The sequence below is a fragment of the Halorubrum sp. CGM4_25_10-8A genome, assembly GCF_005435025.1.
Taxonomy (GTDB): Archaea; Halobacteriota; Halobacteria; order Halobacteriales; family Haloferacaceae; genus Halorubrum; species Halorubrum ezzemoulense.
Genome location: NZ_SGTX01000002.1, coordinates 217780 through 238388 on the forward strand (window position 1 = coordinate 217780; position 20609 = coordinate 238388).

19 protein-coding genes are annotated in these 20609 nt (G+C 72.7%); 9 read left to right on the forward strand and 10 right to left on the reverse strand.

What is annotated here, in order from left to right:
• The first annotated feature begins 75 nt into the window (after window positions 1-75).
• The gene (hisH, locus tag EXE52_RS03415; protein ID WP_049931826.1) at window positions 76-729 is read left to right on the forward strand and encodes an imidazole glycerol phosphate synthase subunit HisH; all 654 of its coding nucleotides are present in this window, start codon (window positions 76-78) and stop codon (window positions 727-729) included.
• Window positions 730-742: 13 nt separating this feature from the next.
• On the opposite strand, the gene EXE52_RS03420 is transcribed toward hisH, so the two are convergent.
• The 4 genes from EXE52_RS03420 to EXE52_RS03435 form a co-directional block, all read right to left on the reverse strand.
• On the reverse strand, window positions 743-1756 hold the full coding sequence (locus EXE52_RS03420) for an aldo/keto reductase (RefSeq protein ID WP_089308843.1): 1014 nt from the start codon (window positions 1754-1756) through the stop codon (window positions 743-745).
• 89 nt (window positions 1757-1845) lie between these two features.
• Entirely contained in the window at window positions 1846-1989 is a 144-nt protein-coding gene (locus EXE52_RS03425; protein ID WP_129452291.1) for a zinc ribbon domain-containing protein, read from the reverse strand.
• A 91-nt stretch (window positions 1990-2080) separates the two neighbouring features.
• Window positions 2081-2836 carry an ABC transporter permease gene (locus EXE52_RS03430; RefSeq protein WP_049931830.1) on the reverse strand — a complete coding sequence of 252 codons (756 nt, stop codon included), beginning with the start codon at window positions 2834-2836 and terminating at the stop codon, window positions 2081-2083.
• Window positions 2833-3867, reverse strand: a complete 1035-nt coding sequence (locus EXE52_RS03435) for an ABC transporter ATP-binding protein (protein ID WP_137703436.1) — start codon at window positions 3865-3867, stop codon at window positions 2833-2835. Before EXE52_RS03435 ends, EXE52_RS03430 begins: the two co-directional genes overlap by 4 nt.
• 146 nt (window positions 3868-4013) lie before the next feature.
• Between EXE52_RS03435 and folP the strand changes: the two genes are divergently transcribed.
• The 5 genes from folP (at window position 4014) to EXE52_RS03460 (ending at window position 11040) form a co-directional block, all read left to right on the forward strand.
• Window positions 4014-6707 (forward strand): dihydropteroate synthase, encoded by a 2694-nt coding sequence (gene folP, locus EXE52_RS03440; RefSeq protein WP_089308845.1) that lies wholly within the window; start codon window positions 4014-4016, stop codon window positions 6705-6707.
• Between the two features lie 85 nt (window positions 6708-6792).
• Entirely contained in the window at window positions 6793-8289 is a 1497-nt protein-coding gene (locus tag EXE52_RS03445) for a DHH family phosphoesterase (protein ID WP_049931836.1), read from the forward strand.
• 77 nt (window positions 8290-8366) lie between these two features.
• Entirely contained in the window at window positions 8367-9089 is a 723-nt protein-coding gene (locus tag EXE52_RS03450) for a bifunctional 2-polyprenyl-6-hydroxyphenol methylase/3-demethylubiquinol 3-O-methyltransferase UbiG (protein ID WP_089308846.1), read from the forward strand.
• Between the two features lie 181 nt (window positions 9090-9270).
• Window positions 9271-10341 carry an NAD(P)/FAD-dependent oxidoreductase gene (locus EXE52_RS03455; RefSeq protein WP_089308847.1) on the forward strand — a complete coding sequence of 357 codons (1071 nt, stop codon included), beginning with the start codon at window positions 9271-9273 and terminating at the stop codon, window positions 10339-10341.
• Window positions 10342-10479: 138 nt separating this feature from the next.
• On the forward strand, window positions 10480-11040 hold the full coding sequence (locus tag EXE52_RS03460) for a hypothetical protein (protein ID WP_089308848.1): 561 nt from the start codon (window positions 10480-10482) through the stop codon (window positions 11038-11040).
• Window positions 11041-11399: 359 nt separating this feature from the next.
• Here the strand turns inward: EXE52_RS03460 and ilvA are convergent, their stop codons facing one another.
• Both ilvA and EXE52_RS03470 read right to left on the reverse strand, forming a co-directional pair.
• Entirely contained in the window at window positions 11400-12611 is a 1212-nt protein-coding gene (ilvA, locus tag EXE52_RS03465) for a threonine ammonia-lyase (RefSeq protein ID WP_089308849.1), read from the reverse strand.
• A gap of 263 nt (window positions 12612-12874) precedes the next feature.
• Window positions 12875-13282, reverse strand: coding sequence for a gamma-glutamylcyclotransferase family protein (locus tag EXE52_RS03470; RefSeq protein ID WP_089308850.1), 408 nt, complete (start codon window positions 13280-13282; stop codon window positions 12875-12877).
• Between the two features lie 127 nt (window positions 13283-13409).
• Between EXE52_RS03470 and EXE52_RS03475 the strand changes: the two genes are divergently transcribed.
• Together EXE52_RS03475 and EXE52_RS03480 are read left to right on the forward strand one after the other, a co-directional pair.
• Window positions 13410-14513, forward strand: a complete 1104-nt coding sequence (locus EXE52_RS03475) for an ATP-binding protein (protein ID WP_158293585.1) — start codon at window positions 13410-13412, stop codon at window positions 14511-14513.
• A gap of 29 nt (window positions 14514-14542) precedes the next feature.
• Entirely contained in the window at window positions 14543-15988 is a 1446-nt protein-coding gene (locus tag EXE52_RS03480; protein WP_089308852.1) for an MATE family efflux transporter, read from the forward strand.
• A 27-nt stretch (window positions 15989-16015) separates the two neighbouring features.
• On the opposite strand, the gene EXE52_RS03485 is transcribed toward EXE52_RS03480, so the two are convergent.
• On the reverse strand, window positions 16016-16327 hold the full coding sequence (locus tag EXE52_RS03485; protein ID WP_049931849.1) for a hypothetical protein: 312 nt from the start codon (window positions 16325-16327) through the stop codon (window positions 16016-16018).
• A gap of 51 nt (window positions 16328-16378) precedes the next feature.
• A complete protein-coding gene (locus EXE52_RS03490; RefSeq protein WP_199237857.1) occupies window positions 16379-17950 on the reverse strand; it encodes an alpha-isopropylmalate synthase regulatory domain-containing protein in 1572 nt (523 codons plus the stop codon).
• Window positions 17951-18289: 339 nt separating this feature from the next.
• Here EXE52_RS03490 and EXE52_RS03495 point away from each other — a divergent pair, with 339 nt between their 5' ends.
• Window positions 18290-18778 carry a cupin domain-containing protein gene (locus EXE52_RS03495; RefSeq protein ID WP_089308854.1) on the forward strand — a complete coding sequence of 163 codons (489 nt, stop codon included), beginning with the start codon at window positions 18290-18292 and terminating at the stop codon, window positions 18776-18778.
• A gap of 40 nt (window positions 18779-18818) precedes the next feature.
• Here the strand turns inward: EXE52_RS03495 and EXE52_RS03500 are convergent, their stop codons facing one another.
• Window positions 18819-19514 (reverse strand): hypothetical protein, encoded by a 696-nt coding sequence (locus EXE52_RS03500; RefSeq protein WP_049931853.1) that lies wholly within the window; start codon window positions 19512-19514, stop codon window positions 18819-18821.
• 374 nt (window positions 19515-19888) lie between these two features.
• Window positions 19889-20560, reverse strand: coding sequence for a hypothetical protein (locus tag EXE52_RS03505; protein ID WP_089308855.1), 672 nt, complete (start codon window positions 20558-20560; stop codon window positions 19889-19891).
• Window positions 20561-20609 lie beyond the last annotated feature (49 nt).

Here is a 20609-nt window from a genome sequence, read left to right on the forward strand (position 1 = left end):
TACGTACGGCTACGTACCGCTATGCAACGCCTCACGGATGGAAACTGACTTCCACCGCGGTCGCGAACCGGAACCATGGACGAATCTCCACCGGACCGCGACGTGTCCGTCGCGCTCGTGGACTACGGGCTCGGGAACCTCCGGTCGGCGACCCGGGGGTTGGAGCGCGCGGGCGCGACCGTCGAGATCACCGACGATCCCGAGGCGTTCGCCGCGGCCGACGGCGTCGTTCTCCCGGGCGTCGGCGCGTTCCGCGAGGGGATGGAGAACGCCGGCCCGCTGCGCGAGGCGTTGACCGACCACGCCGAGGCCGGTCGCCCCCTCTTCGGGATCTGTCTCGGGATGCAGATGCTCCTGACGACGAGCGAGGAGGCCGACCACGAGGGCGAGGGCGAGGTGACCGGACTCGACCTGATCTCCGGTACCAACGTGCGCTTCGAGGTGGACCGGAAGGTGCCGCACATGGGCTGGAACGAGCTGGAAGTCGAGCGGGAGCATCCGCTGGTCGAGGGAGTCGACGGCGAGTACGCCTACTTCGTCCACTCCTACTACGCCGAGCCGGACGACGCCGACGCGGTCGTCGCCACCGCCGACTACGGGGTCGACTTCCCGGCGGTCGTCGCCAACGAGGCCGGCAACGTGTTCGGCACGCAGTTCCACCCCGAGAAGAGCGGCGAGACGGGGCTGACGATCCTGCGGAACTTCGTCGACTACTGCGCGGAGCGGTAGCCCCCGTTCCCTTCTACAGCGCGTCGTACGGCCCCGGCTTGGCCGCGGTCAGCCGGTCGACCTGCTCGTCCGACAGGTCGATCGTCGCCGCCGCGAGGTTCTCGCGCAGCTGGTCGACCGTCCGGGCGCCGACGATGGGCGCGGTGACGCCGTCGCGGTGCGCGAGCCACGCGAGCGCGGTCTGCGCGGGCGACGCGCCGACCTCGTCGGCGACCGCGTCCAGCTCGTCGTGGACGTCGAAGTTCTCCTCGGTGAGGTACGCCTCCTGGAAGCGGCTCGACTCGGCGGCCTTCGAGTCGTCGGGGAGGTCCGCGTCGCGGTCGTACTTCCCCGTCAGGAAGCCCTGCCCGAGCGGGCTCCACGGGGAGACGGCGAGATTCTGCTGGCGCGCGAACTCGAGGTAGTCCCCCTCGATCTCGCGGTCGACGAGGTTGTACCGCGGCTGGAGCACCGTGAACGGCTCCCACCCCTCGCTGCGGGCGATCGCGTTGGCGCGGGCGACCTTCCAGGCGTTCGGGCGGAGCGTGGAGGCGCCGAGGTAGTGGACCTTGCCGGACTCGACGAGCCCGTTGAGCGTCTTCATCAGCTCGCGGGCCGGCGTCTCGTCGTCCCAGCGGTGGATGTAGAGGACATCGATGTAGTCGGTGTCGAGCCGGTCGAGGAGGGCGCCGACGCGGTGGCGGACGTTCTTGCGGTTCGTCCCGCGGCTGTTCGGGTCGCCGTCGCGGATCTGCCAGTACACCTTCGACGCGATCGTGTAGCGCTCCCGGTCCCGCTCGGCGAGCCAGTCGCCGATCCAGCGCTCGCAGTCGCCGCCGCCGTACACGTCGGCGGTGTCGATGTACCGCCCGCCGGCCGCCTCGTAGGCGTCGAGCAGCTCGTGGGCGCGCTCCTCGTCGATCTCCACGTTCCCCGCCTCGGTCACGCGGCCGAACCGCCACGTGCCGAACTGGAGCTCGCTCGTCCGCAGGCCGGTTCGGCCGAGCGGCACGGTTCCCAGGTCGATCTCGTCGAGTTCGGGCGTCATCGCCGAACGGTTGTCGCGGTCGACGCAAAAAGGCACAGCAAGCGGACGCGATGTGTCAACGAGTGTCGATCGCAGGGGCCCAGTGGCGGCTACTCACAGGTCACGGCGAAGTGCTCCTCGGCCGCGGCCGCGGTACACACCGGGCAGCCGGTGTCGAGGATCGTCTTTCGCATCGCGTCGTTGACCTCGATAGTCTGGTCGCAGTCCGGACAGGTGAAGTGAACGGTGGTCAACGGCCTTCCTCTCGGTTCACGGATGCGCGGGCTGTGAACATAAATGAACGGTTCCGAACCGCGGCGCCGACGCCGCTTCGGAGGCGAGCCCTCACTCGGTGCGCGGGACCGCGTACGCGCCGACCGCGAGGAAGACGGCCGCGAGCGCGGTCAACACCAGCAGGTCGCCGGTCCACGCGCCGCCCTCGAAGGTGATCGCCCGGGTCCCCCGCGCGAAGTACGTCAGCGGCGAGGCCGCGACCGCGGGCCGGAACCACGCCGGCAGCAGCGACGGGGTGACGAACGTCTCGGAGAGGAAGAGGAGCGGGAGCGCGACCGTGTTGCTCGCGGCGATCACGCCGTCCTGCGAGTCGGCGAGCGCGCCGAGGACGGCTCCGAGCCCGCAGAACAGCGCGACCGCGACCGCGACGAAGACCGGCAGGACGGCCAGCGCGGGCGAGAGGATGAGCGTCGCGTCGGTCACCGCCAGCACGAGCCCGAGGATGAGCAGGCTCGCGGCGCCGATGATCCCGACGTTGACGAGCGTGTGCGCGAGCAGCCACTCGGCGCGGGAGAGGGGCGTCGTCGCGAGCTTCTCGAACCGCCCGCCGTCGCGGTGGCGCGCGATCTCGGACCCGACGCGCGACAGCGGCGTGAACAGGACGACGACCGCGAGGTAGCCGGGGATGTAGTAGCCCGCGGGCTCGGCGAAGAGGCCGCCGCCGGTCGGCTGGGTCCGCACCAGCGCGCCGAAGATGACGACGAGGATGACCGGGAAGAAGAAGGTGAAGAACACCGCCGTCCGGCGGCGCGTGAACGAGCGCGCCGCCGCGACCGCCTCCGTCCGGACCCGCCCGAGGCGGCTCATCGCTCCCCTCCGTCGGTGACGGCCTCGGTCGCCTCCGCCGCGCCGCCCCGCCGCGCGTACTCCTCGCCGGTGAGCCGCAGGTACACGTCCTCCAGCGACGGCTCGGACCACGAGAGCGAGTCGAACGCGACGCCGGCCGCGTCGAGCGCGTCGACCGCGTCCCCGATCGCCTCCGGGCGGACGCCGCGCACCCGGAGCCCGCCGTCGGTCGCCTCGACGGTCGGGTCGTCCCCGAGGCGCTCGCGGACGCCGGCCGCGACGCGCTCGACGGTCTCCTCGCCCGTCGCCGTCGCGGTGTCGGCGTCGAGGCGGGGCGCGCCGCCGTGCTCGGCGACCAGTCGGTCGGGGGCTCCGCTCGCGACGACCCGCCCGTCGCGGAGCAGCGCGACCCGGTCGGCGAGCCGCTCGACTTCGTCCATCGCGTGGCTCGTGAGGAAGACGGTCGTCCCGCCGGCCGCGAGCCGCTCGATCAGGCGGTGGATCGCCCGGCGGCCGGCCGGGTCGATCCCCGTCGTCGGCTCGTCGAGGAAGAGGAGGTCGGGGTCGTTGACGACGGCGGTCGCGACGCAGGTGCGCCGCTGCTGGCCCCCGGAGAGCGTCTCGTACCAGGCGTCGGCGTCGTCCGCCATCCCCACGTCATCGAGGACGGACTCGGTGTCGCGGGCCGCGTCGTACAGCCCGCCGTAGTAGTCGACCAGCTCCCGAGCCGTGAGCCACGCGGGCGGGTCGAACGACTGCGGCAGCAGCCCGATCCGGGCCGGGTCGACCGCCGCCGGCGCCTCGCCGAAGACGCGCAGGTCGCCCTCGGCCTCGGTGGTCCCCGTGAGCGCGCGCACCAGCGTCGTCTTCCCGGCGCCGTTCGGTCCGATGAGCCCGAACACCTCGCCGGCCGCGACGTCGAGGTCGACCCCGTCGAGCGCGACGACCTCGCCGTACTCCTTCCGGACCCCCCCGCCGGCGACGACGGGGTCGGCCGCGGCCCCGTCGGCGGCCGTTCCCGCGGCGGCGTCGGCGGTCGCTGTCTCATCCATGCGATCGACTGCGGCCGCCGCGCGCGTAAGGGTTACTTTTCGGTCGACGCAGGGGTGTCGGCCCCTCCGGCGCGGTCGTGGTCACCGCGCCCGCCCTCCCGGTCAGGTCCGTTACGTCTAAGCGACGCGCCGCCGACTCACGGGACATGCACTACCACGAGGCGGCGGCGTTCCTCTTCGACCTCCGCCGCTTCTCGGTCAAGCCCGGCACGGATCGGGTGGAGGCGCTGCTCGCGCACCTCGGGGACCCGCAGGCGGACGTTCCGTTCGTCCAGATCGCCGGCTCGAACGGGAAGGGCAGCGCGGCGCGGCTGACCGAGTCGGTCCTCCGGGAGGCGGGGCTGTCGGTGGGGCTGTACACCTCGCCGCACCTCTCCGCGCTCGCCGAGCGGGTCCGCGTCGACGGCCGGCAGATGACCGAGTCAGCGATCGCCGACTTCGTCGAGGCGGTGCGCCCGTGGCTGATCGACCGGGCGGCCGCCGGCGAGCCGCTCACCTTCTTCGAGGTCGTCACGGCGATGGCCGTCCGCGAGTTCGCGCGGCGCGACGTGGACGTGGCCGTCCTGGAGGTCGGCCTCGGCGGCGAGTACGACGCGACCAGCGCGGTCGACCCCGTCGCGACCGCCGTGACGAACGTCTCGCTCGAACACACCGACGTGCTGGGCGACACGATCGCCGAGATCGCCCGGACGAAGGCCCGGATCGCCCACCCCGACGCGCCGCTCGTCACCGCCTGTGAGGGCGAGGCGCTCGACGTGGTCCGCGAGGTCGCCGGCGAGGCGGGCGCGCCGGTGACGCGAGTGGTCGGAGACGGCGCGTCGGAGGCGGCCGATCCCGATGATAGCGACGAGGACACCGAAGCCGACGATAGCGACGAGGACGCCGAAGCCGACGATAGCGACGAGGACGCTGAACCCGACGAGCGCGACGAGGGCGCCGACCCCACCGATAGCGACGCCGAACCCGACGACCCGCCGGCGTTCGCGGCGAGCTACGAGGGTCGCGTCAGCGCCACCGACGCCGAGGTCGCGCTCGCCGGCGAGCGCGAGGGCACCTACCGAATCCCGCTCGTCGGGCGCCATCAGGCGACGAACGCGGCCGTCGCCGTCGCGCTCGCGGACCGGACCGCGGCAGCGTTGCGAACCGACCTCGACGACCGCGACGTGCGCGACGGCCTCGCGCGGGCGACGTGGCCCGGCCGGTTCGAGGTGGTCGACACCGCGCCGCTGACCGTCCTCGACGGCGCGCACAACCCCGCGGCCGCCCGCACGCTCGCCGCGACGCTCGCCGAGTACGACTACGACGACCTCCACCTTGTGTACGCGGCGATGCACGACAAGGACCACGCCGAGACGGCTGCGGCGCTCCCGGACGCGGCGACGGCGGTCACCTGCCGGCCCGCCATCGACCGCGCCGAGGACCCCGCGGTCCTCGCGGCGGCGCTGCGCTCCGCCGGCGTCGACCGCGTGACCGCCGGCGACGACGTGGCGGACGCGCTCGCGGCGGCGGTCGACCGCGCCGAGGCGGGCGACTGCGTGCTGCTCGTCGGCTCGCTGTTCGCCGTCGCCGAGGCCCGGGCGGCGCGGATGCGAACGGTCCGCGAGCGGACGGTCCGCGGCGTCGACGGCGCGGCCCACGCGCTCGACACGGCCGGCGTTCAACCAGACGGGATCGCGGCGCACCGGGACGGCGTCGACCACCGCACCCTCACGCTCCGGCTACGAGGCGATCGGGCCGAGCGCGTCGCGGCCGCGGCGCGGATCGTCGGCGGCGACGCAGCACTCGGGGGGCTCGGCGCGAACGAGGACCGGGGGGCCGGCGGCGAGCACGTCCCCGTCACCGTCGCGGGAACGGTCGCCGAGCTCCGCGCGCTCGTCGACCGGCTCGCCGCGAGCGACGGCGGCGGGCTCGGCGGCGTGGCGACCGACATCGCCGCGTCGGTCGGGATCGACGCGCCGGACGGTAGGTCGGCGTCCGCGGACGACGAGTCCGCCCCGGAGTTCCCGTGGAGCGACCGGACCGCCGTGATGGGCGTGCTCAACGTCACGCCGGACTCCTTCCACGACGGGGGGCGCCACGCCGACCTCGACGACGCGGTCGCGGGCGTCGAGCGGATGGTCGACGCCGGGGTCGACATCGTCGACGTCGGCGGCGAGTCGACCCGTCCGGGCGCCGACCCGGTCCCGGCGGACGAGGAGATCGAGCGCGTCGTCCCGACGATCGAGGCGATCCAGTCGGTGCCTGCGGTCGGGTCCGGGGACGTGCTCGTCTCGGTCGACACGCGCAAGCCGGCGGTCGCGCGGGCGGCGCTGGACGCGGGCGCGGACATCATCAACGACGTGACGGGGCTAGAGGACCCGGCGATGCGGTCGGTCGTCGCCGACGCCGACTGCCCGGTGATCGTGATGCACAGCCTCGACGCACCGGTCGACCCGGACGCCGACCCCGAGTACGACGACGTGGTCGGCGAGGTCGTCGACGCGCTGCGCGAGCGCCTCGCGCTGGCCGACACGGCGGGCATCGACCGCGACCGCGTCATCGTCGACCCCGGGATCGGCTTCGGGAAGTCGCCCGCGGAGGACTTCGAGCTGCTCGCGCGCTGCGGCGAGTTCGCGGCGCTCGGCTGCCCGGTCCTCGTCGGCCACTCCCACAAGTCGCTGTACGGCGCGGTCGGGCGCGACGCCGACGACCGCGAGCACGCGACGGTCGCCGGCACCGCGCTCGCGGCCGACCGCGGCGCCGACATCGTCCGGGTCCACGACGTGGCCGAGAACCGCGCGGCGGTCGACGTCGCCGCGGCGGCGAACGGCGCGCTCCGCGACGGGGAGGACCCGGAGTGACTCGGCATCGGCTCCCGCTCGGCCCGGGAGCGGCCCCGCGCCGCGCCGACGGCAGCGTTTTGCCTCGCGATCCCCTCGCGCCGGTATGACCCGGCGCCTGCTGCTCGGCTGTAGCGCGGTCGGGAACGCGCTCGTCGAGCGCGCCCGCGAGGAGCGCGGCGACCGCGACGACCTGGTGGCGATCACGGACGACACCGGCTGGGTGTCGACACTGCGCGACCGCAACGTCGCCACCGTCGAGGCCGACCCCTCCGACCCCGCGACGTATCCGGACTCGGCGGCGGTCGTGCTGGTCGCGAGCGACGACCCCGAGCGCAACGTCGCCGCCGCGCGCGCCGCTCGGGACAGGTACCCGGACGCGATGATCGTCGCGCACCTCGGTACGGCGCCGACCGAGGAGCAGCGGGCGGCGGTCGAGGCGGTCGCCGACCGCGTGGTCGACCCCGTCGAGGCGGTCGTCGATCGGGTCTCCGAGGCGATCGGACTCGCCGACGGTCGCGGCGCCTCCCCCGGGGCGGCCCTCTCGCGCGCCAATGCCGACGACGGCGAGAAGCCGGCCCGGCTGCTCGCGACGCTCCGGGGGTTCTCGGGGCCCCTGTTGGTCGTCGCGCACGACAACCCCGACCCGGACGCCATCGCCAGCGCGCTCGGGCTGGCGCGGATCGCGGAGTCGATCGGCGTCGACGCCGACGCCTGCTACGGCGGCGACATCTCCCATCAGGAGAACCGCGCGCTGGTGAACCTCCTCGACATCGGGCTCCGGTCGTTCGACGGGGTGGACCTCGACGAGTACGGCGGCGTCGCCCTGGTCGACCACTCCCGCGCCGGGATCAACGACAGCCTCCCCGAGGGCCACCCGGTCGACGTGGTCGTCGACCACCACCCGCCGCGGGGGCCGGTCGCGGGATCGTTCGTCGACATCCGGCCCGACGTCGGTGCGACGAGCACGCTCATCGCCGAGTACCTCTCGCGGTACGGGATCGCGCCGGACCGGGAACTCGCCACGTCGCTGCTGTACGGCATCCGGATCGACACGAAGGACTTCACCCGCGCGACCGCGACCGACGACTTCGAGGCGGCCGCCGCGCTGCTCGCGCACGCCGACGAGTCGACGCTCGAACGCGTCGAGAGCCCGAGCGTGAGCCCGGAGACGCTCCGCGTCCTCGCGGCCGCCATCGAGAACCGCGACGTGCGCGGGTCGGTCGCGGCCTCCTGCGTCGGCGAGATAACCGACCGCGACGCGCTCGCGCAGGCGGCCGATCGGCTTCTCGACCTGGAGGACGTGACAGTGACGTTCGTCTACGGCTACACCGACGGCGTGATCTACGGCTCTGCCCGCGCCCGCGGCGCCGAGGTCGACGCCGGCGAGTTGCTGCGCGACGCGCTCGATCCCGCGGGGTCGGCCGGGGGCCACGCCTCGATGGCTGGCGCGCAGGTCCCGCTCGGCATCCTCTCCGCGGTCGACGAGTCGGAGTCGCTGCCCGAGGTCGTCGAGGAGTTCGTCGCCGGGCGCTTCTTCGAGGCCCTCGACGACGCGCCGGCGCAGCCGACCGGGCTTCCGCCGGAGTTCCCGACGGACTGAGGCGCCGTCGTGCGAACCGGTCGCGAGGCGGCGTAAGACACTCATCACCGGGCGCCGAGATAGCGCCTGTTCCCGCCATGTCCGACGGCCTCTACGACGAGCGCCCGCGGCTGTACGACGCGATCCAGTCGGAGTGGGACTACGACCGCGACGCCGGCTTCGTGTTCGACGCGCTCGCCGACCGCGGCGTCGACCCCGAGCGTCTGCTGGAGGTCGGCTGCGGAACCGGCGAGCACACGCGCCGGTTCGCGGCCCGCGGAGTCGACGTGACCGCGATCGACGTCCACGAGGGGATGCTCGCGGTCGCGCGGGAGAAGTGCCCCGCCGACGCCGTCTCGATCTACCGGACCGGGCTCCCGGAGCCGGACCTACACGACACCGAACCGTTCGACGCCGCCGTCGCCATCCGCGGCGTCGTGAACCACCTCGGGCCCGGCGACCTCGACCCCGCGCTCGCCGCGCTCCGGGACCGACTCCGGCCCGGCGGCGTCCTCGTCTTCGATAATTCCCCGCTGCCGTCCGACGGGAACTCCCCGGGTCTCGACGTTGGCCACAACACAAATGGGGAACTCCGGTACGTCCGCGTCGCGCACCACGTCGCGACCGACGACGGCCGGCTCGACTGGCGCGCGGTGACGTTCACCCCCGACGGCGACCCGTTCACCGACCGGCGCCGGATGACGCCGTTCGCCGACGAACGGATCGGCGACGCGCTCGCAGATGCCGGGTTCGACGACGTTGACGTGTCCTCGGGGTACGGCCCCGGCGACGACCGGAGCGTGTTCGTCGCGGTGCGGTGAGCGGGTCCGCGGCAGTTCGTCGAACGGGTCCGCGGCAGTTCGTCGAGCGGGTCCGCAGCAGTTCGTCGAGCGGGTCGGTGGTGGTCCGGCGGGCAAGTCCGCGGCAGCATCGGCGGGGCGGTCGTGCGGGAATCGCGCAACGGTCGCAACGTACATAGGACGCGGCGGCCAACTGTAGGTAATGACCGACGACATCGTCGAACACCGCCGACTCATCATCGCCGGCACCGGTATCTCGGGTCTCTCCGCGGCCATATACGCCGCGCGCTCGAACAACGACCCGCTGCTCGTCGAGGGCGACGAGCCGGGCGGCCAGCTCACGCTGACGACCGACGTGGAGAACTACCCCGGCTTCCCCGAGGGGATCTCCGGGCCGGGGCTGATCAACGACATGAAAGAGCAGGCGCAGAAGTTCGGCGCCGAGACCCGAAACGGCGTCATCGAGGACGTCTCGAAGGAGCCGGCGGGCCACTTCCACGTCGCGCTCACCGACGGCGACGTGTACACCGCCGACGCCGTCATTGCGGCGTCGGGCGCCAGCGCGCGGACGCTCGGCGTCCCCGGCGAGGAGGAGCTGATGGGTTACGGCCTCTCCACCTGCGCGACCTGCGACGGCGCGTTCTTCCGCGACGAGGACATGCTCGTCGTCGGCGGCGGCGACGCCGCGATGGAGGAGGCGAACTTCCTGACGAAGTTCGCGGACACGGTGTACATCGCGCACCGCCGCGAGGAGTTCCGCGCCGAGGACGTGTGGATCGAGCGCACGATGGACGCCGTCGAAGACGGCGAGATCGAGCTCCTCCTCAACACCGAGCTCACCGAGATCCACGGCACCCCCGAGGACGGCATCGACCGCGTGACCCTCGTCGAACACCCCGACGGCCACCCGAAGGAGAAGCTCGACGACCCCGCGACCGCCGACGCGGTCGACGAGTACGACTTCGACGTGGGGGCCGTCTTCTACGCCATCGGTCACACGCCGAACACCGACTTCCTCGAAGGCACCGGTATCGAGACCGACGACGACGGCTACCTGCTCACCGAGGGCGGCCGCGGCGGCGGCCAGACCCGGACCGGCGTCGAGGGGCTCTTCGGCGCGGGCGACGTGGTCGACTTCCACTACCAGCAGGCGGCCACCGCCGGCGGGATGGGCGTGAAGGCCGCGCTCGACGCCGACGAGTACCTCTCCGAGCGCGAGCGCGCCGGCGAGCTGTACGAAGGCGAGCTCGACGCCGCGGCCGCGGACGACTGAAGCGCGGTCCGTCGGTTCCGACGCGTTCGATTCGCCGTCTCGACGGCTCCGTCCACACCCGTGACGCGATCGGTGACGCAAACCCCTCTTTGAGTTATACGCGGTACTATTTCCGCCTCTCCCGTCGTTGGACACGTGATGAACAGACGCGGTCTGGTCGTCGTCGCCGCTGCGCTCGCGTTGTTCGTGACCGGTAGCGCCGTCGCCCTCGCCGGCCCCGTGTCGGGAGGGCCCGGCGGCCTCCTCGGCGGGGCGAGCGATCCGCCGGCGCTGCTCCACTTCGATACCGACGAGGTCCGCTGTCCCGACGACTTCTCGGCGAACAGCTCGACGTCGGTGGTCGCCGGCGCCGAGAACACGGAGATCACGTACTCCAGAAACGTCTCGCTGCCGGGACCCTCGCACGCGATCGGCGGCCCGACGTTCGAGCGGGTGAACGACTCCGCCTACGTGCTCGACGTTCCGACCGAGGAGACGGACGCGGCGCCGCGGTCGTGTTCCGGCGTCGTCCGCTACAACGGCACAGTGCGGATTCCCGCGGCCGACGACCCGTGGACCCTGATCGTGAAACAGGACGGCGAGACGGTCACGACGCTGCGCGGCGACTCGGACTCCTCGCTCCTCGGCGGGTCGACGAGCGTGAGCGGCAGCGTTTCGGCTCCCGATTCTGGGAGCAACTCGACGGACTCGTCGGAGTGAATCGGGCGAGCTATCGTAGCCGAACTCCCAGTTGCTCGCTTATGAACAACTGACAATCGACCGGCGGTGGCCGCATCCAAAGCCCCAGCCGAGAGGCGGGCGCACGCTCGCTGTGTTCCTCAGTCGCTCGCGCTGCTCGCTCCTTTCGGTGCTTGCGTGGCCTGTGCCCGTCTCTCGGCTGCCCATTTGAATCCCACCCCGCACAGCAACCGCACCTCACACCTCCCCAGCCTCGTCAGTCGCCCTCCGCGTTGCTCCGGGCGACTGACTCCCTCGCGCGCGCTCCTCGCGCCCTCCGGGCGCTCGGAGGCACGCGCCACCGTAGTTCTATTTGTAAATGGTCGCCATCGCCGACCGATTCAGGACAGAATCTCCACGTCGTACCCTTCCGCTTCGAGTGCGTCGACGATGTCGGCGGCGTGTTCGGCGTCGTCGGTCTCTAATTCGAGTTCGAGTTCGGCGGCGTTGACGGCCACGTCCCGCGAGGTTCGGTCGTGGTGGACCGCGTACACGTTCGCGCCGGTGCGCGCGACGATGCTGGAGACGCGCTCCAGTTCGCCGGGTCGGTCCTTCAGGTCGATCGTGATCTTGAGGTACCGGCCCATCTGGACGAGCCCGCGCCGGACCACGGTGCCGAGGCGGTTGAGGTCGATGTTACCGCCGCAGAGCGCGGCGACGACCGTCTCGCCGTCGTCGTACTCGAACGCCTCCGAGAGGACGGCGGCGAGCGCGACCGCGCCCGCGCCCTCCACGAGCGTCTTCGCGCGCTCCAAGAGCAGCGTGAGGGCCAAGGCGATCTCGCGGTCGTCGACGGTGACGACCTCGTCGACGTACTCGGCCATGACCTCGAGGGTCTCCTCGCCGACTGACCGCGTCGCGATCCCGTCGGCGATCGTGTCGACGCTGTCGATCTCCGTGACCTCGCCCGCCTCGAGCGACTTCGCGGCCGACGCCGCACCCTCCGCCTGGACCCCCACGACGCGCACGTCCGGCAGCTGCTCTTTGATCGCCACCGAGACGCCCGAGATCAGGCCGCCGCCGCCGATCGGGACGACGACCGTGTCGAGGTCGGGGCAGTCGTCGACGATCTCCAAGCCGAGGGTCCCCTGTCCGGCCATCACCACGGGGTCGTCGAACGCGTGGACGTAGGTCCGGTCCTCCTCGCGCTCCAGCCGGTGCGCGTACGCCTGCGCTTCGTCGTAGTCGACGCCCTCCAGGCGAACGCTCGCGCCGTACCCGCGGGTGGCCTTCACCTTCGAGACGGGCGCGAACTTCGGCATCACGACGGTGGCGTCGACGCCAGCGCGACTCGCCGCCAGCGCGACGCCCTGCGCGTGGTTCCCGGCGCTCGCGGTGACGACGCCGGCCTCGCGCTCCGCCTCCGAGAGCGTCTGTATCCGGTTCATCGCGCCGCGAATCTTGAACGCGCCGGTCCGCTGGAAGTTCTCCAGTTTCAGGTGGAGGTCCGCGCCGCTCATCTCGGAGAACGAGCGCGACCGCTCAAGCGGCGTGTGGCGGGCGACGCCCGAGACCCGCTCGCGCGCCTCGCGGATGTCGGCAAGACTGAGCATGCCACCCCGTCGCCGCGCCGCCCGCTAATCGGTTCCGGTCGGGGGCGACCGTCCACGGGACGGTCGACGGCACCCGCCGCGGTCGCCGTGTGCCGACTGCCTGCCGCCGGGCGGCCCGGCACGCCGAGCCGACGGCTCGCGGTCGGTGAAAGGGGGAATGCACGCGTGTGACGTGCGAGTGAAACGATGCGACGGAAATACAAAAAGGTGGGGCTACCAGAGCGAAAGTGAAACCGCACGACAGCGGCGCCGTCATCCGCCCGTCAGACGGTATCTCGGGGGGTCAGTCGCACCCGCACGTCGCGGGCGTCGAGGACGGAGCGCACTCGGTTGTGGAACGGGCCGGATCCGGGCCACGTCGCGTCCGCGTCGAGGCGCTCGGGGTCGCCGACGTACACCGCGGCGGCGTCGGGGTAGTCGGCCGGCGCGTCGAGCGGGACGGTCTCGCGGACGTACAGTCCGCCCCCGACGTCCTCGTAGGCGTCGAGCGCGTCGACGGCCTCCGTCCGGAGGAGTCGGCCCCCCGTCTCGCCGCCCGGCGCGAGCGTCGGGTACCGCCCCTCCACGAGCCGGAGGCCGTCGAGCGTCGCGGAGCCGACGAAGACGAACGAGTCGACGACCTCGGCGACCCGCTCCGGTTCGGTCAGCGTCCCGTACACGAAGACGTCCATGGGTGCCGTGGGTCGCTCGCGGCTTTCAACGTTCGGACGGCTCCCCGCGGCGTCTCTCTCGCCGCGCTGCGGCCGGCCTCCCGACGAATCCACAACCGTTTTACTCGCTTCCGCGGTCGGATTCGTAATGTCTACGCTGCGCGGCCACCGCGCCGTCTCCCTGATCGGAGCCGGCCTCCTCGTCGCCGCCGCGGTCCACCACGGCGCCGAGATCGGCGCCATCGGGAGCTCCGCCGGGCCGCTGCTGGCGTTCGCGCTCGACGGCGGGATCGCGGTCGCGGTCCTCGTCGCCGGCCGCCGGATCGCTCGCCGGGACCTCTCGCCCGCCGAGGAGCAGCGCGTCGCGCGGTGGACCGCCACCGGAACCGTCCTCGCCGTCGCCGCCTTCGCCGCGACGCTCGCCGTGCGCGCCTTCGAGGGCCGTCCGCTCGTCGAGCCGGCCTTCCCGATGCTCGTCGCCGCCGGCGTCGGGAGCCTCGGCGGCGCGATCGCGGGGTACTACGCGGTCCGGCAGTCGGCGGAGGCGCGCCGGGCGCGGGACGCGGTCCGCGCCGTCTCCTTCGTCAACCACCTCCTGCGGCACGACCTCCGAAACGACCTCTCGACGATCCGCGGCTACGCCGACCTGCTCGACGACCCCGACGGCTCCGGTCACGCCGAGACCGTTGCGGCGAAGGCGAGCGAGGGGCTCGAACGCATCGAGGCGACGAGCGCGGTCGCGGACGCGATCCTCGGCGACGCGGACTCCAGCCGCGTCGATCTCGCGGACACGACCCGAGACGTGCTGGCGGGGGTCGCCGACGGGGAATCGGCGGCGATCGAGACCGACCTCCCGGACGCGGCCCCCGTCGCCGCCAACGACGGCGTGCGGTCGATCGTCCATAACCTCGTCGAGAACGCGGTCGAACACAGCGGTCCGGGCGTCACCGTCCGCGTCGCCGTCCGCGCCGACGGCGACGAGGCGGCGCGCCTCGGGGGCGACGACGGGGTCGCGCTGGTCGTCGAGGACGACGGTCCGGGGCTTCCCCCGGAGGTACGGGACGGGTCGTTCCTGACCGACGAGGCGGTCGGCGGGGCGAGCGACGGCGGCGTCAGCGGCCTGCGGCTGGTCGCGACGCTCGCGGACGCGTACGACGGGTCCCTCGACACCGGCGAGTCGTCGCTCGGGGGAGCGCGGTTCACGGTGACGCTCCCGCACGCACCGGCCGACTCGGCCGGCTCCGATACGTAGAAACCGCGGGCGCTCGTCGGGACCGACGCATGGACCTCCCGCGGCTGCGGCGCGTCTGGAAGCGCGTGTTCTCGCTCGCGTGGCCCGTGATGGCCGAGCAGACGTTCCGCACCGCGATGCGGACGACCGACATCCTGGTCACCGCGCTGTTCTCCCCGGCCGCCGTCGTCGCGATCGGCCTCGCCGACCTGTACGCCCGGTTCCCGCTGCGGATCGGGCTCGGCCTCGGCGGCGGCGCCATCGCGCTCTCCTCGCAGGACACCGGCGCGGGCGCCGCTGAGAACCGCGACGAGGCGGTGACGCAGGCGATCGTACTCGGCGCGCTCGCCGGGATTCCGTTCGTCCTCTTCGGGGTCCTCTTCGGCGAGCTCGCGATCGACGTGTTCGGCCGTCTGGTCGGCGAGGGGACCTCGCCCGCGGTCGTCGACCTCGGGTCGACGTACCTCGCGATCGTGTTCGCGACCGCCCCCGCGCGCCACGTCGCCCTCGTCGGCGCCCGCGCGCTCCAGGGCACCGGCGACACCCGCACGCCGATGTACGTCAACATCGCCGCCAACTCCGTCAACATCGCCGGTTCCGTCGTCCTCGGTCTCGGCCTGTTCGGCTTCCCGCGGCTGGAGGTGTTCGGCGTCGGTCTCGCGACCGCGACCGCGAACGTACTCACCGCCGGGCTGCTCTGTTTCGCCATCTGGGGGTCGTGGACCGACGCCGACTTCGCGTGGCCGCGCGACCTCACCATCGCGAAGCAGCTCCTCGTGGTGAGCGCCCCGCGCGTGCTGGAGGGGTTCGGCTCGGAGATCGCCGAGTTCCCGTTCAACGCGCTCCTCCTCGGCTTCGGCGAGTCGGTCAACGCCGGCTTCCAGATCGGTCGCCGGGTCTACCAGCAGGTGACCGGCCCGCTCTCGCGCGGCTACAACGTCGCGGCGTCGGTCCTCGTCGGCCAGGCGCTCGGCGAGGGCGACCCGGCGGGCGCGCGGTTCGACGGCTGGGCCGTCGCCGGGCTCGGCGTGCTCACGGTCGGAACGATCGGGCTCGGGCTCGTGATCGGCGCGCCGCGGATCGTGCCGATCTTCACCGACGACGCGGCGACGGTCGCGTCCGCGGTCGACTTCGCGCGGGTGTACGGGCTCGCCGGCGCGGCCCTCGCCTGCTTCTCCGCGCTCTCCGGGTCGCTCCAGGGCGCGAGCGAGACCCGGATCCCGCTCGTCGCGCGCGTCTCGGCGATGTTCGGGTTCTTCCTCGGGCTCTCGTGGCTGCTCGGACGCACCGTCGGGCTCGGCCCCACGGGCGCGTACGTCGGCGTGTCCGCGGCCTACGCGTGGATGGCGCTCGTCGTCATCGCCGGCTTCCGCTACTCGGGTTGGGCGACCCGCGCCGCGGACATGATGGACGCGCGCGGGTCCGGCCCGGACGCCGACCCCGACCCGCAATCGGGCGCCGAATCGGACCCCACGCCGGGCGAAAAATCGTCGTAGCCGCCGCGGTCGCCTCCAAACCCGCTCTTACGGCTCGCCGCCGAGCGACTCCTGCTCCGACCCCGCGTCGCCCCTGAGCCGGCGGCGGCGCTTGTCGTAGGCGGCCTCCAGTTTCGCGTTCGTCGCCCGCGAGACGAGGTAACAGTCGGCGTCGCCGTCGTCGCGGGGGTGCGCGCTCGCGACCCAGACGTGGCCGTCGCCGGCCGACAGGTCGTCCGCCCAGCGCTCGGCGGCCGCGCGGCTCTCGAAGGTGTGGCTGGGACCGTCCTCGAAGACGAGCCGTCCCACCTTCGCGTTCCGCTTGCGGGCCGAGGGTTTGATCGCGACGACGACGCTCACACCCGACGATCGACCGCCCTCGAATAAAAACCTCGTCAGACGCCGGCGCGCTCAGTCGTCGGCGACGGCGCTCGGGTCGGCGCCCGCCGCGTCCGCCTCCGCCGCGAGCAGCCGGTCGAGCCCGTCGACCATCCCGACGACGCTCGCGCGGGTGATGTCCGCGTCCGACGCCGAGACGCTCACGGAGCGGTCGCCCCGCGAGAGGTCGACCTCAACCGTGACGACCGCGTCGGTGCCGCCCGTGATCGCGTCGACGTGGTAGGAGTCGAGCTCGAAGGCGACGTCCGCCTCGGCGCCCGCGTCCCCGCCGCGCCCGCCGTCGTCGCCCGCGAGCGCCGCGCGGACCGCTTCGAGGCCGGCGTCGACGGGACCCGCGCCGGTGCCGGAGGCGACGCGCTCGTCCTCGCCGACTCGGAGCCGCACCGAGGCGGTCGGGAGGTTCCCGCCGGAGGTCGCCGAGAGGTCGACGAGCTCCACGTGGCGCTCGCGTTCGCGCCCGCGCACGTCGTCGGCGATCGCGAGCAGGTCGGCGTCGGTGACCCGCTTGCCGCGCTCGCCGAGCTCCTTGACGCGGGCGACGACCTCGCGCAGCTCGCCGTCGTCGACCGCCACGTCGTGCTCGGCGAGCGCCGCCTTCACCCCCGCGCGCCCGGCGTGCTTCCCGAGGACGAGCCGGCGCTCCCGGCCGACGGTCTCGGGCGGGTACGGCTCGTACATCGTCCCGTCCTTCAACGTGCCGTCCGTGTGGATCCCCGACTCGTGGGCGAAGGCGTTCGCGCCGCAGACGGCCTTGTTCGGGGGGAGCGCGACGCCGGTCGCCTCTGAAACGGCCCGGCAGAGCCGATAGAGCCGAGATAGCTCGACCGTGTCGACGTCGTACGACTCCCCGAGCGCGATGGCGACCTCCTCGAGCGCGACGTTGCCGGCGCGCTCGCCGACCCCGAGGACGGTGCCGTGGACGGTGTCGGCGCCGGCCTTCAGCCCCGCGTGGACGTTCGTCAGTCCGAACCCGAGGTCGTCGTGGGTGTGGAGGCTCGTCGGGCCGAGGTCAGCGAGCCGCGAGACGACGCGGGCGGTCCGTTCGGGGTCGGCCGCGCCGACCGTGTCGCAGTAGCAGATCCGGTCCGCGCCGGCGTCGAGCCCGGCGCCGAGCAGGCGTTCGAGGTAGTCGAGGTCGGCGCGCGAGCCGTCCTCGCCGAGGACCTCGACCCACAGACCGTGATCCGTCGCGTACTCGACGAGTTCGACGGTCGTCTCGACGACCTCGTCGCGGGTCGACCCCACCTTCGTCTCGACGTGCTTGTCGGAGGCGGGGACGACGAGGTTCACCCCGTCGACGCCGCAGTCGAGCGCGTGGTCCACGTCGGCCCGCACCCCGCGGGCGAAGCTCGTCACGGTCGCGTCGACTCCCTCGTCGGCGACGCGGCTGATCGCCTCGCGCTCGCCCGCCGAGGTACACGCCGAGCCGGCCTCGATCAGGTGGACGCCCGCGGCGTCGAGCTCGCGGGCCACGTCGACCTTCTCGCTGGGGGTCATCGAGACGCCCGGCATCTGTTCGCCGTCGCGCAGGGTGGTGTCGAGTAGCTGTACCTCGTCGAGGTCGGTGAGTGGTGTTCGGGTCAAAAGGGAGTCCGTCGGCTCTGCGGTGGTCTCGGGGTCGGTGCCGCCGCGGGGCGGTCGTGCCCCGGAGTCGTTATCGTCGGAGAATTTCGCGGCCAGCCGCCGCGAGGCGACTTCCTCTATCCTCCGAACGATCGCGAGTGTCTCGCGTCATTCGTACCCGTGCGAACAATGTACACACGTATAAACTGCCGGGTCGCGTCAGGTTTGGCCGAGCGATCCTCGCCGTGACCCGGGGTATCGCCGAGGGATCCTCGGCGCGGGTCGGCGAGAGCGTCACACGCCGGCGGTTTCACACGCGGCCGGCGACAGGATTACGACCCGCCCCCGAGAGCGACGCCCATGGAGCGAGCCGCGATCGACGACGTCGACGTCGTCACGAACCCGATGGGCGTTCACGACATCCGAAAGCCGGTCTCGCGCGCGCTCGGCGCCGACCACGTCGCGATGAACTACTTCGAACTCGCGCCCGGCGACGCCTTTTCCGGCGGCCTCCACACTCACGGCGACCAGGAGGAGATATTCTACGTGCGCTCGGGCACCGCCACGTTCGAGGTCGGGCGCGAGCGCGAGGGCGTCGAGGTCGGCCCCGACGAGGCGATCCGCTTCGCGCCCGGCGAGTTCCAGTCCGGATTCGTCCCCGAGGACGCCGACGAGGAGGTGATCGCGTGGGCGATCGGCGCGCCGGGCGCGCGCCACGACTGGGACCGGATCGAGTCGATCGTCGAGTGCCGTGACTGCGGCGAAGAACGGGTCCACGACACCGAACTCACCGACGAGGGCCGGTTCCGGTTCACCTGTACCGAGTGCGGCACGTCGTTTTCGCCGTGAGGATCGTTTGCGGCGCTCGGTGACCACCGCCCGCGCCGCCTCAGCCCAGCAGCGACCGGAGCGACCGCCGCCGCGTGCCGCACTCGGCGGCGTAGTCGCAGGTCGAACAGCGGCCGTCGTCGACGCGCGGCGGGGGCCCGTCGATCGACCGCGCCGCGCGGAGCGCCTCGCGGTACGCCGCCTTCTTCCGGAGCGTGAGCCGGACCTCGCGGACGACCCCGACGGCCGGGTACTCGACCAGCGCGCGCGGTAGCTCGCGCTCTCGCTCCCACGCCAGCGCCTTCGCGATCCCGACCGCACGGACCGCCTGCGGCTCCCACACGCCGTTCTCCGGCGGCTCGCCCGACGAGACCAGCGTCGGAATCGGCGGGGGAGACTGTTCCGTCTCGTCCGGGTCCTCCGCCCCTCCGCTCGGTTCCAGCACCTTGTGAACGGTGCCGTGGCAGTCCTTGCCCGAGAGGAACCCGCGCTCGCTCGCGGGGTCGACGAGGGAGCCGTACTCCTCGCGCTCTCGGAGCCGGTCCAGATTCCGGCGGTAGGCCGCGGGCGATCGGTGAAGCGGAAGCTGCCGGAGCGCCCGATCGGGCGCGTCGACGAGTTCGTCGTACCGGAACGCCAGTCCGATGCGCTCGCGCGCCTTCGGGGGGACGCTCCGCTCGTCGTCGCGCCGAACGTAGTAGAGTTGGCGGGGACAGTACGCCGCGCGGGCCAAGTCGCTGAACGGGACGAGGGTCACGCGAGCCGCTGGCCGCGGCTTCGCTTATAAATGAACGACGGCGCGTGCCTCCGAGCGCCCACCGGGCGCGAGGAGCACGCGCGAGGGAGTCGCTGGCCCCGGAGCGAAGCGAAGGGTGCCAGCGACGAGGCTGGGGAGGTGTGAGGCTGCGGTGCTGTGCGGGGCGGGACTCAAAGGGGCAGCCGCGAGGACGAAGCACGGCGACGCAAGGACCGCAAGGAAGGAGCGCCAGCGACTGACTGAGGACCGCAGCGAGCCGCGCGAGTCCTCGCGGCTGGGGCTTTGGAGGTGTTCGTTACGGATCCGTCAGCATCCATTTATAAGCGAGCGGCTGGGGCTTTGGAGGTGTTCGCCGCCGCTCAGTCGTCGACTATTTATAAGGATACGTCCGTCTCGATGTCTTCGGTCGCCTCGCGGAGGCCGTCCTCGCGGGCGTCGCTCGCGAGCGATCCCTCGATATCGGCGTCGGTAAGGAGGTCGCGGAACGCGTCGCGGAAGCGGTCGTTCGCCCGCGTGGAGGCGATGTCGGTGCGCGCGACGGCGGCGTACCGGGCGACCGTGTCCGGCGCGGCGTCCAGTTCCTCGGCGCACTCGACGATCGAGTTCCCGGCGGCGGTGAGCCGCTTCAGGTCGGCGTACGCGAACGGCGGGTCGGCGCCGTCGTCGGTCCCGACCTTACGGTCCGACTCGCGGACGAGGTGGAGGTCGAGACGCGCCTTCCGGACGGTCTCGGTGTCGATATCGTCCGGATCGACCTTGGCGTCGCCGTCCTCGCGATCGCCGAGTTCGTCGCGGATCGCCGCCGCGACCGCCGCGTCGCTCTCGTCTGCGAACCGGCCGCGGGCGACCAGCGCGTAGGCGGCGTCGCCGAGCGGCGTCGAGAAGCCGTACCGCTCCCGCATCGCGGCGACGAGGTCGCGGACCCCCTCGCTGGCGTCGTCGCGATTGACGAGGGTCCCCCGCTCCGCCTCCTGGCGTTCGGTGACCGTCTCCGAGCCGGTGGCGTCGACGAACAGGTCGCGGAGTTCGGCGGTCTTCTCGTCCATGGGAGCGGTCCTACGCGGGCACGGCTGAAAAGCCTCGTGTCGGCGCGGC

What these genes read in the sequence shown, in the direction of transcription:
- EXE52_RS03475 (WP_158293585.1), top strand. Translation starts at nt 13,410, where the DNA reads ATGTCTACGCTGCGCGGCCACCGCGCCGTCTCCCTGATCGGAGCCGGC.
- EXE52_RS03430 (WP_049931830.1), bottom strand. Translation starts at nt 2,836, where the DNA reads ATGAGCCGCCTCGGGCGGGTCCGGACGGAGGCGGTCGCGGCGGCGCGC.
- EXE52_RS03460 (WP_089308848.1), top strand. Translation starts at nt 10,480, where the DNA reads ATGAACAGACGCGGTCTGGTCGTCGTCGCCGCTGCGCTCGCGTTGTTC.
- folP (WP_089308845.1), top strand. Translation starts at nt 4,014, where the DNA reads ATGCACTACCACGAGGCGGCGGCGTTCCTCTTCGACCTCCGCCGCTTC.
- EXE52_RS03470 (WP_089308850.1), bottom strand. Translation starts at nt 13,282, where the DNA reads ATGGACGTCTTCGTGTACGGGACGCTGACCGAACCGGAGCGGGTCGCC.
- EXE52_RS03505 (WP_089308855.1), bottom strand. Translation starts at nt 20,560, where the DNA reads ATGGACGAGAAGACCGCCGAACTCCGCGACCTGTTCGTCGACGCCACC.
- EXE52_RS03455 (WP_089308847.1), top strand. Translation starts at nt 9,271, where the DNA reads ATGACCGACGACATCGTCGAACACCGCCGACTCATCATCGCCGGCACC.
- EXE52_RS03420 (WP_089308843.1), bottom strand. Translation starts at nt 1,756, where the DNA reads ATGACGCCCGAACTCGACGAGATCGACCTGGGAACCGTGCCGCTCGGC.
- EXE52_RS03445 (WP_049931836.1), top strand. Translation starts at nt 6,793, where the DNA reads ATGACCCGGCGCCTGCTGCTCGGCTGTAGCGCGGTCGGGAACGCGCTC.
- ilvA (WP_089308849.1), bottom strand. Translation starts at nt 12,611, where the DNA reads ATGCTCAGTCTTGCCGACATCCGCGAGGCGCGCGAGCGGGTCTCGGGC.
- hisH (WP_049931826.1), top strand. Translation starts at nt 76, where the DNA reads ATGGACGAATCTCCACCGGACCGCGACGTGTCCGTCGCGCTCGTGGAC.
- EXE52_RS03495 (WP_089308854.1), top strand. Translation starts at nt 18,290, where the DNA reads ATGGAGCGAGCCGCGATCGACGACGTCGACGTCGTCACGAACCCGATG.
- EXE52_RS03435 (WP_137703436.1), bottom strand. Translation starts at nt 3,867, where the DNA reads ATGGATGAGACAGCGACCGCCGACGCCGCCGCGGGAACGGCCGCCGAC.
- EXE52_RS03450 (WP_089308846.1), top strand. Translation starts at nt 8,367, where the DNA reads ATGTCCGACGGCCTCTACGACGAGCGCCCGCGGCTGTACGACGCGATC.
- EXE52_RS03480 (WP_089308852.1), top strand. Translation starts at nt 14,543, where the DNA reads ATGGACCTCCCGCGGCTGCGGCGCGTCTGGAAGCGCGTGTTCTCGCTC.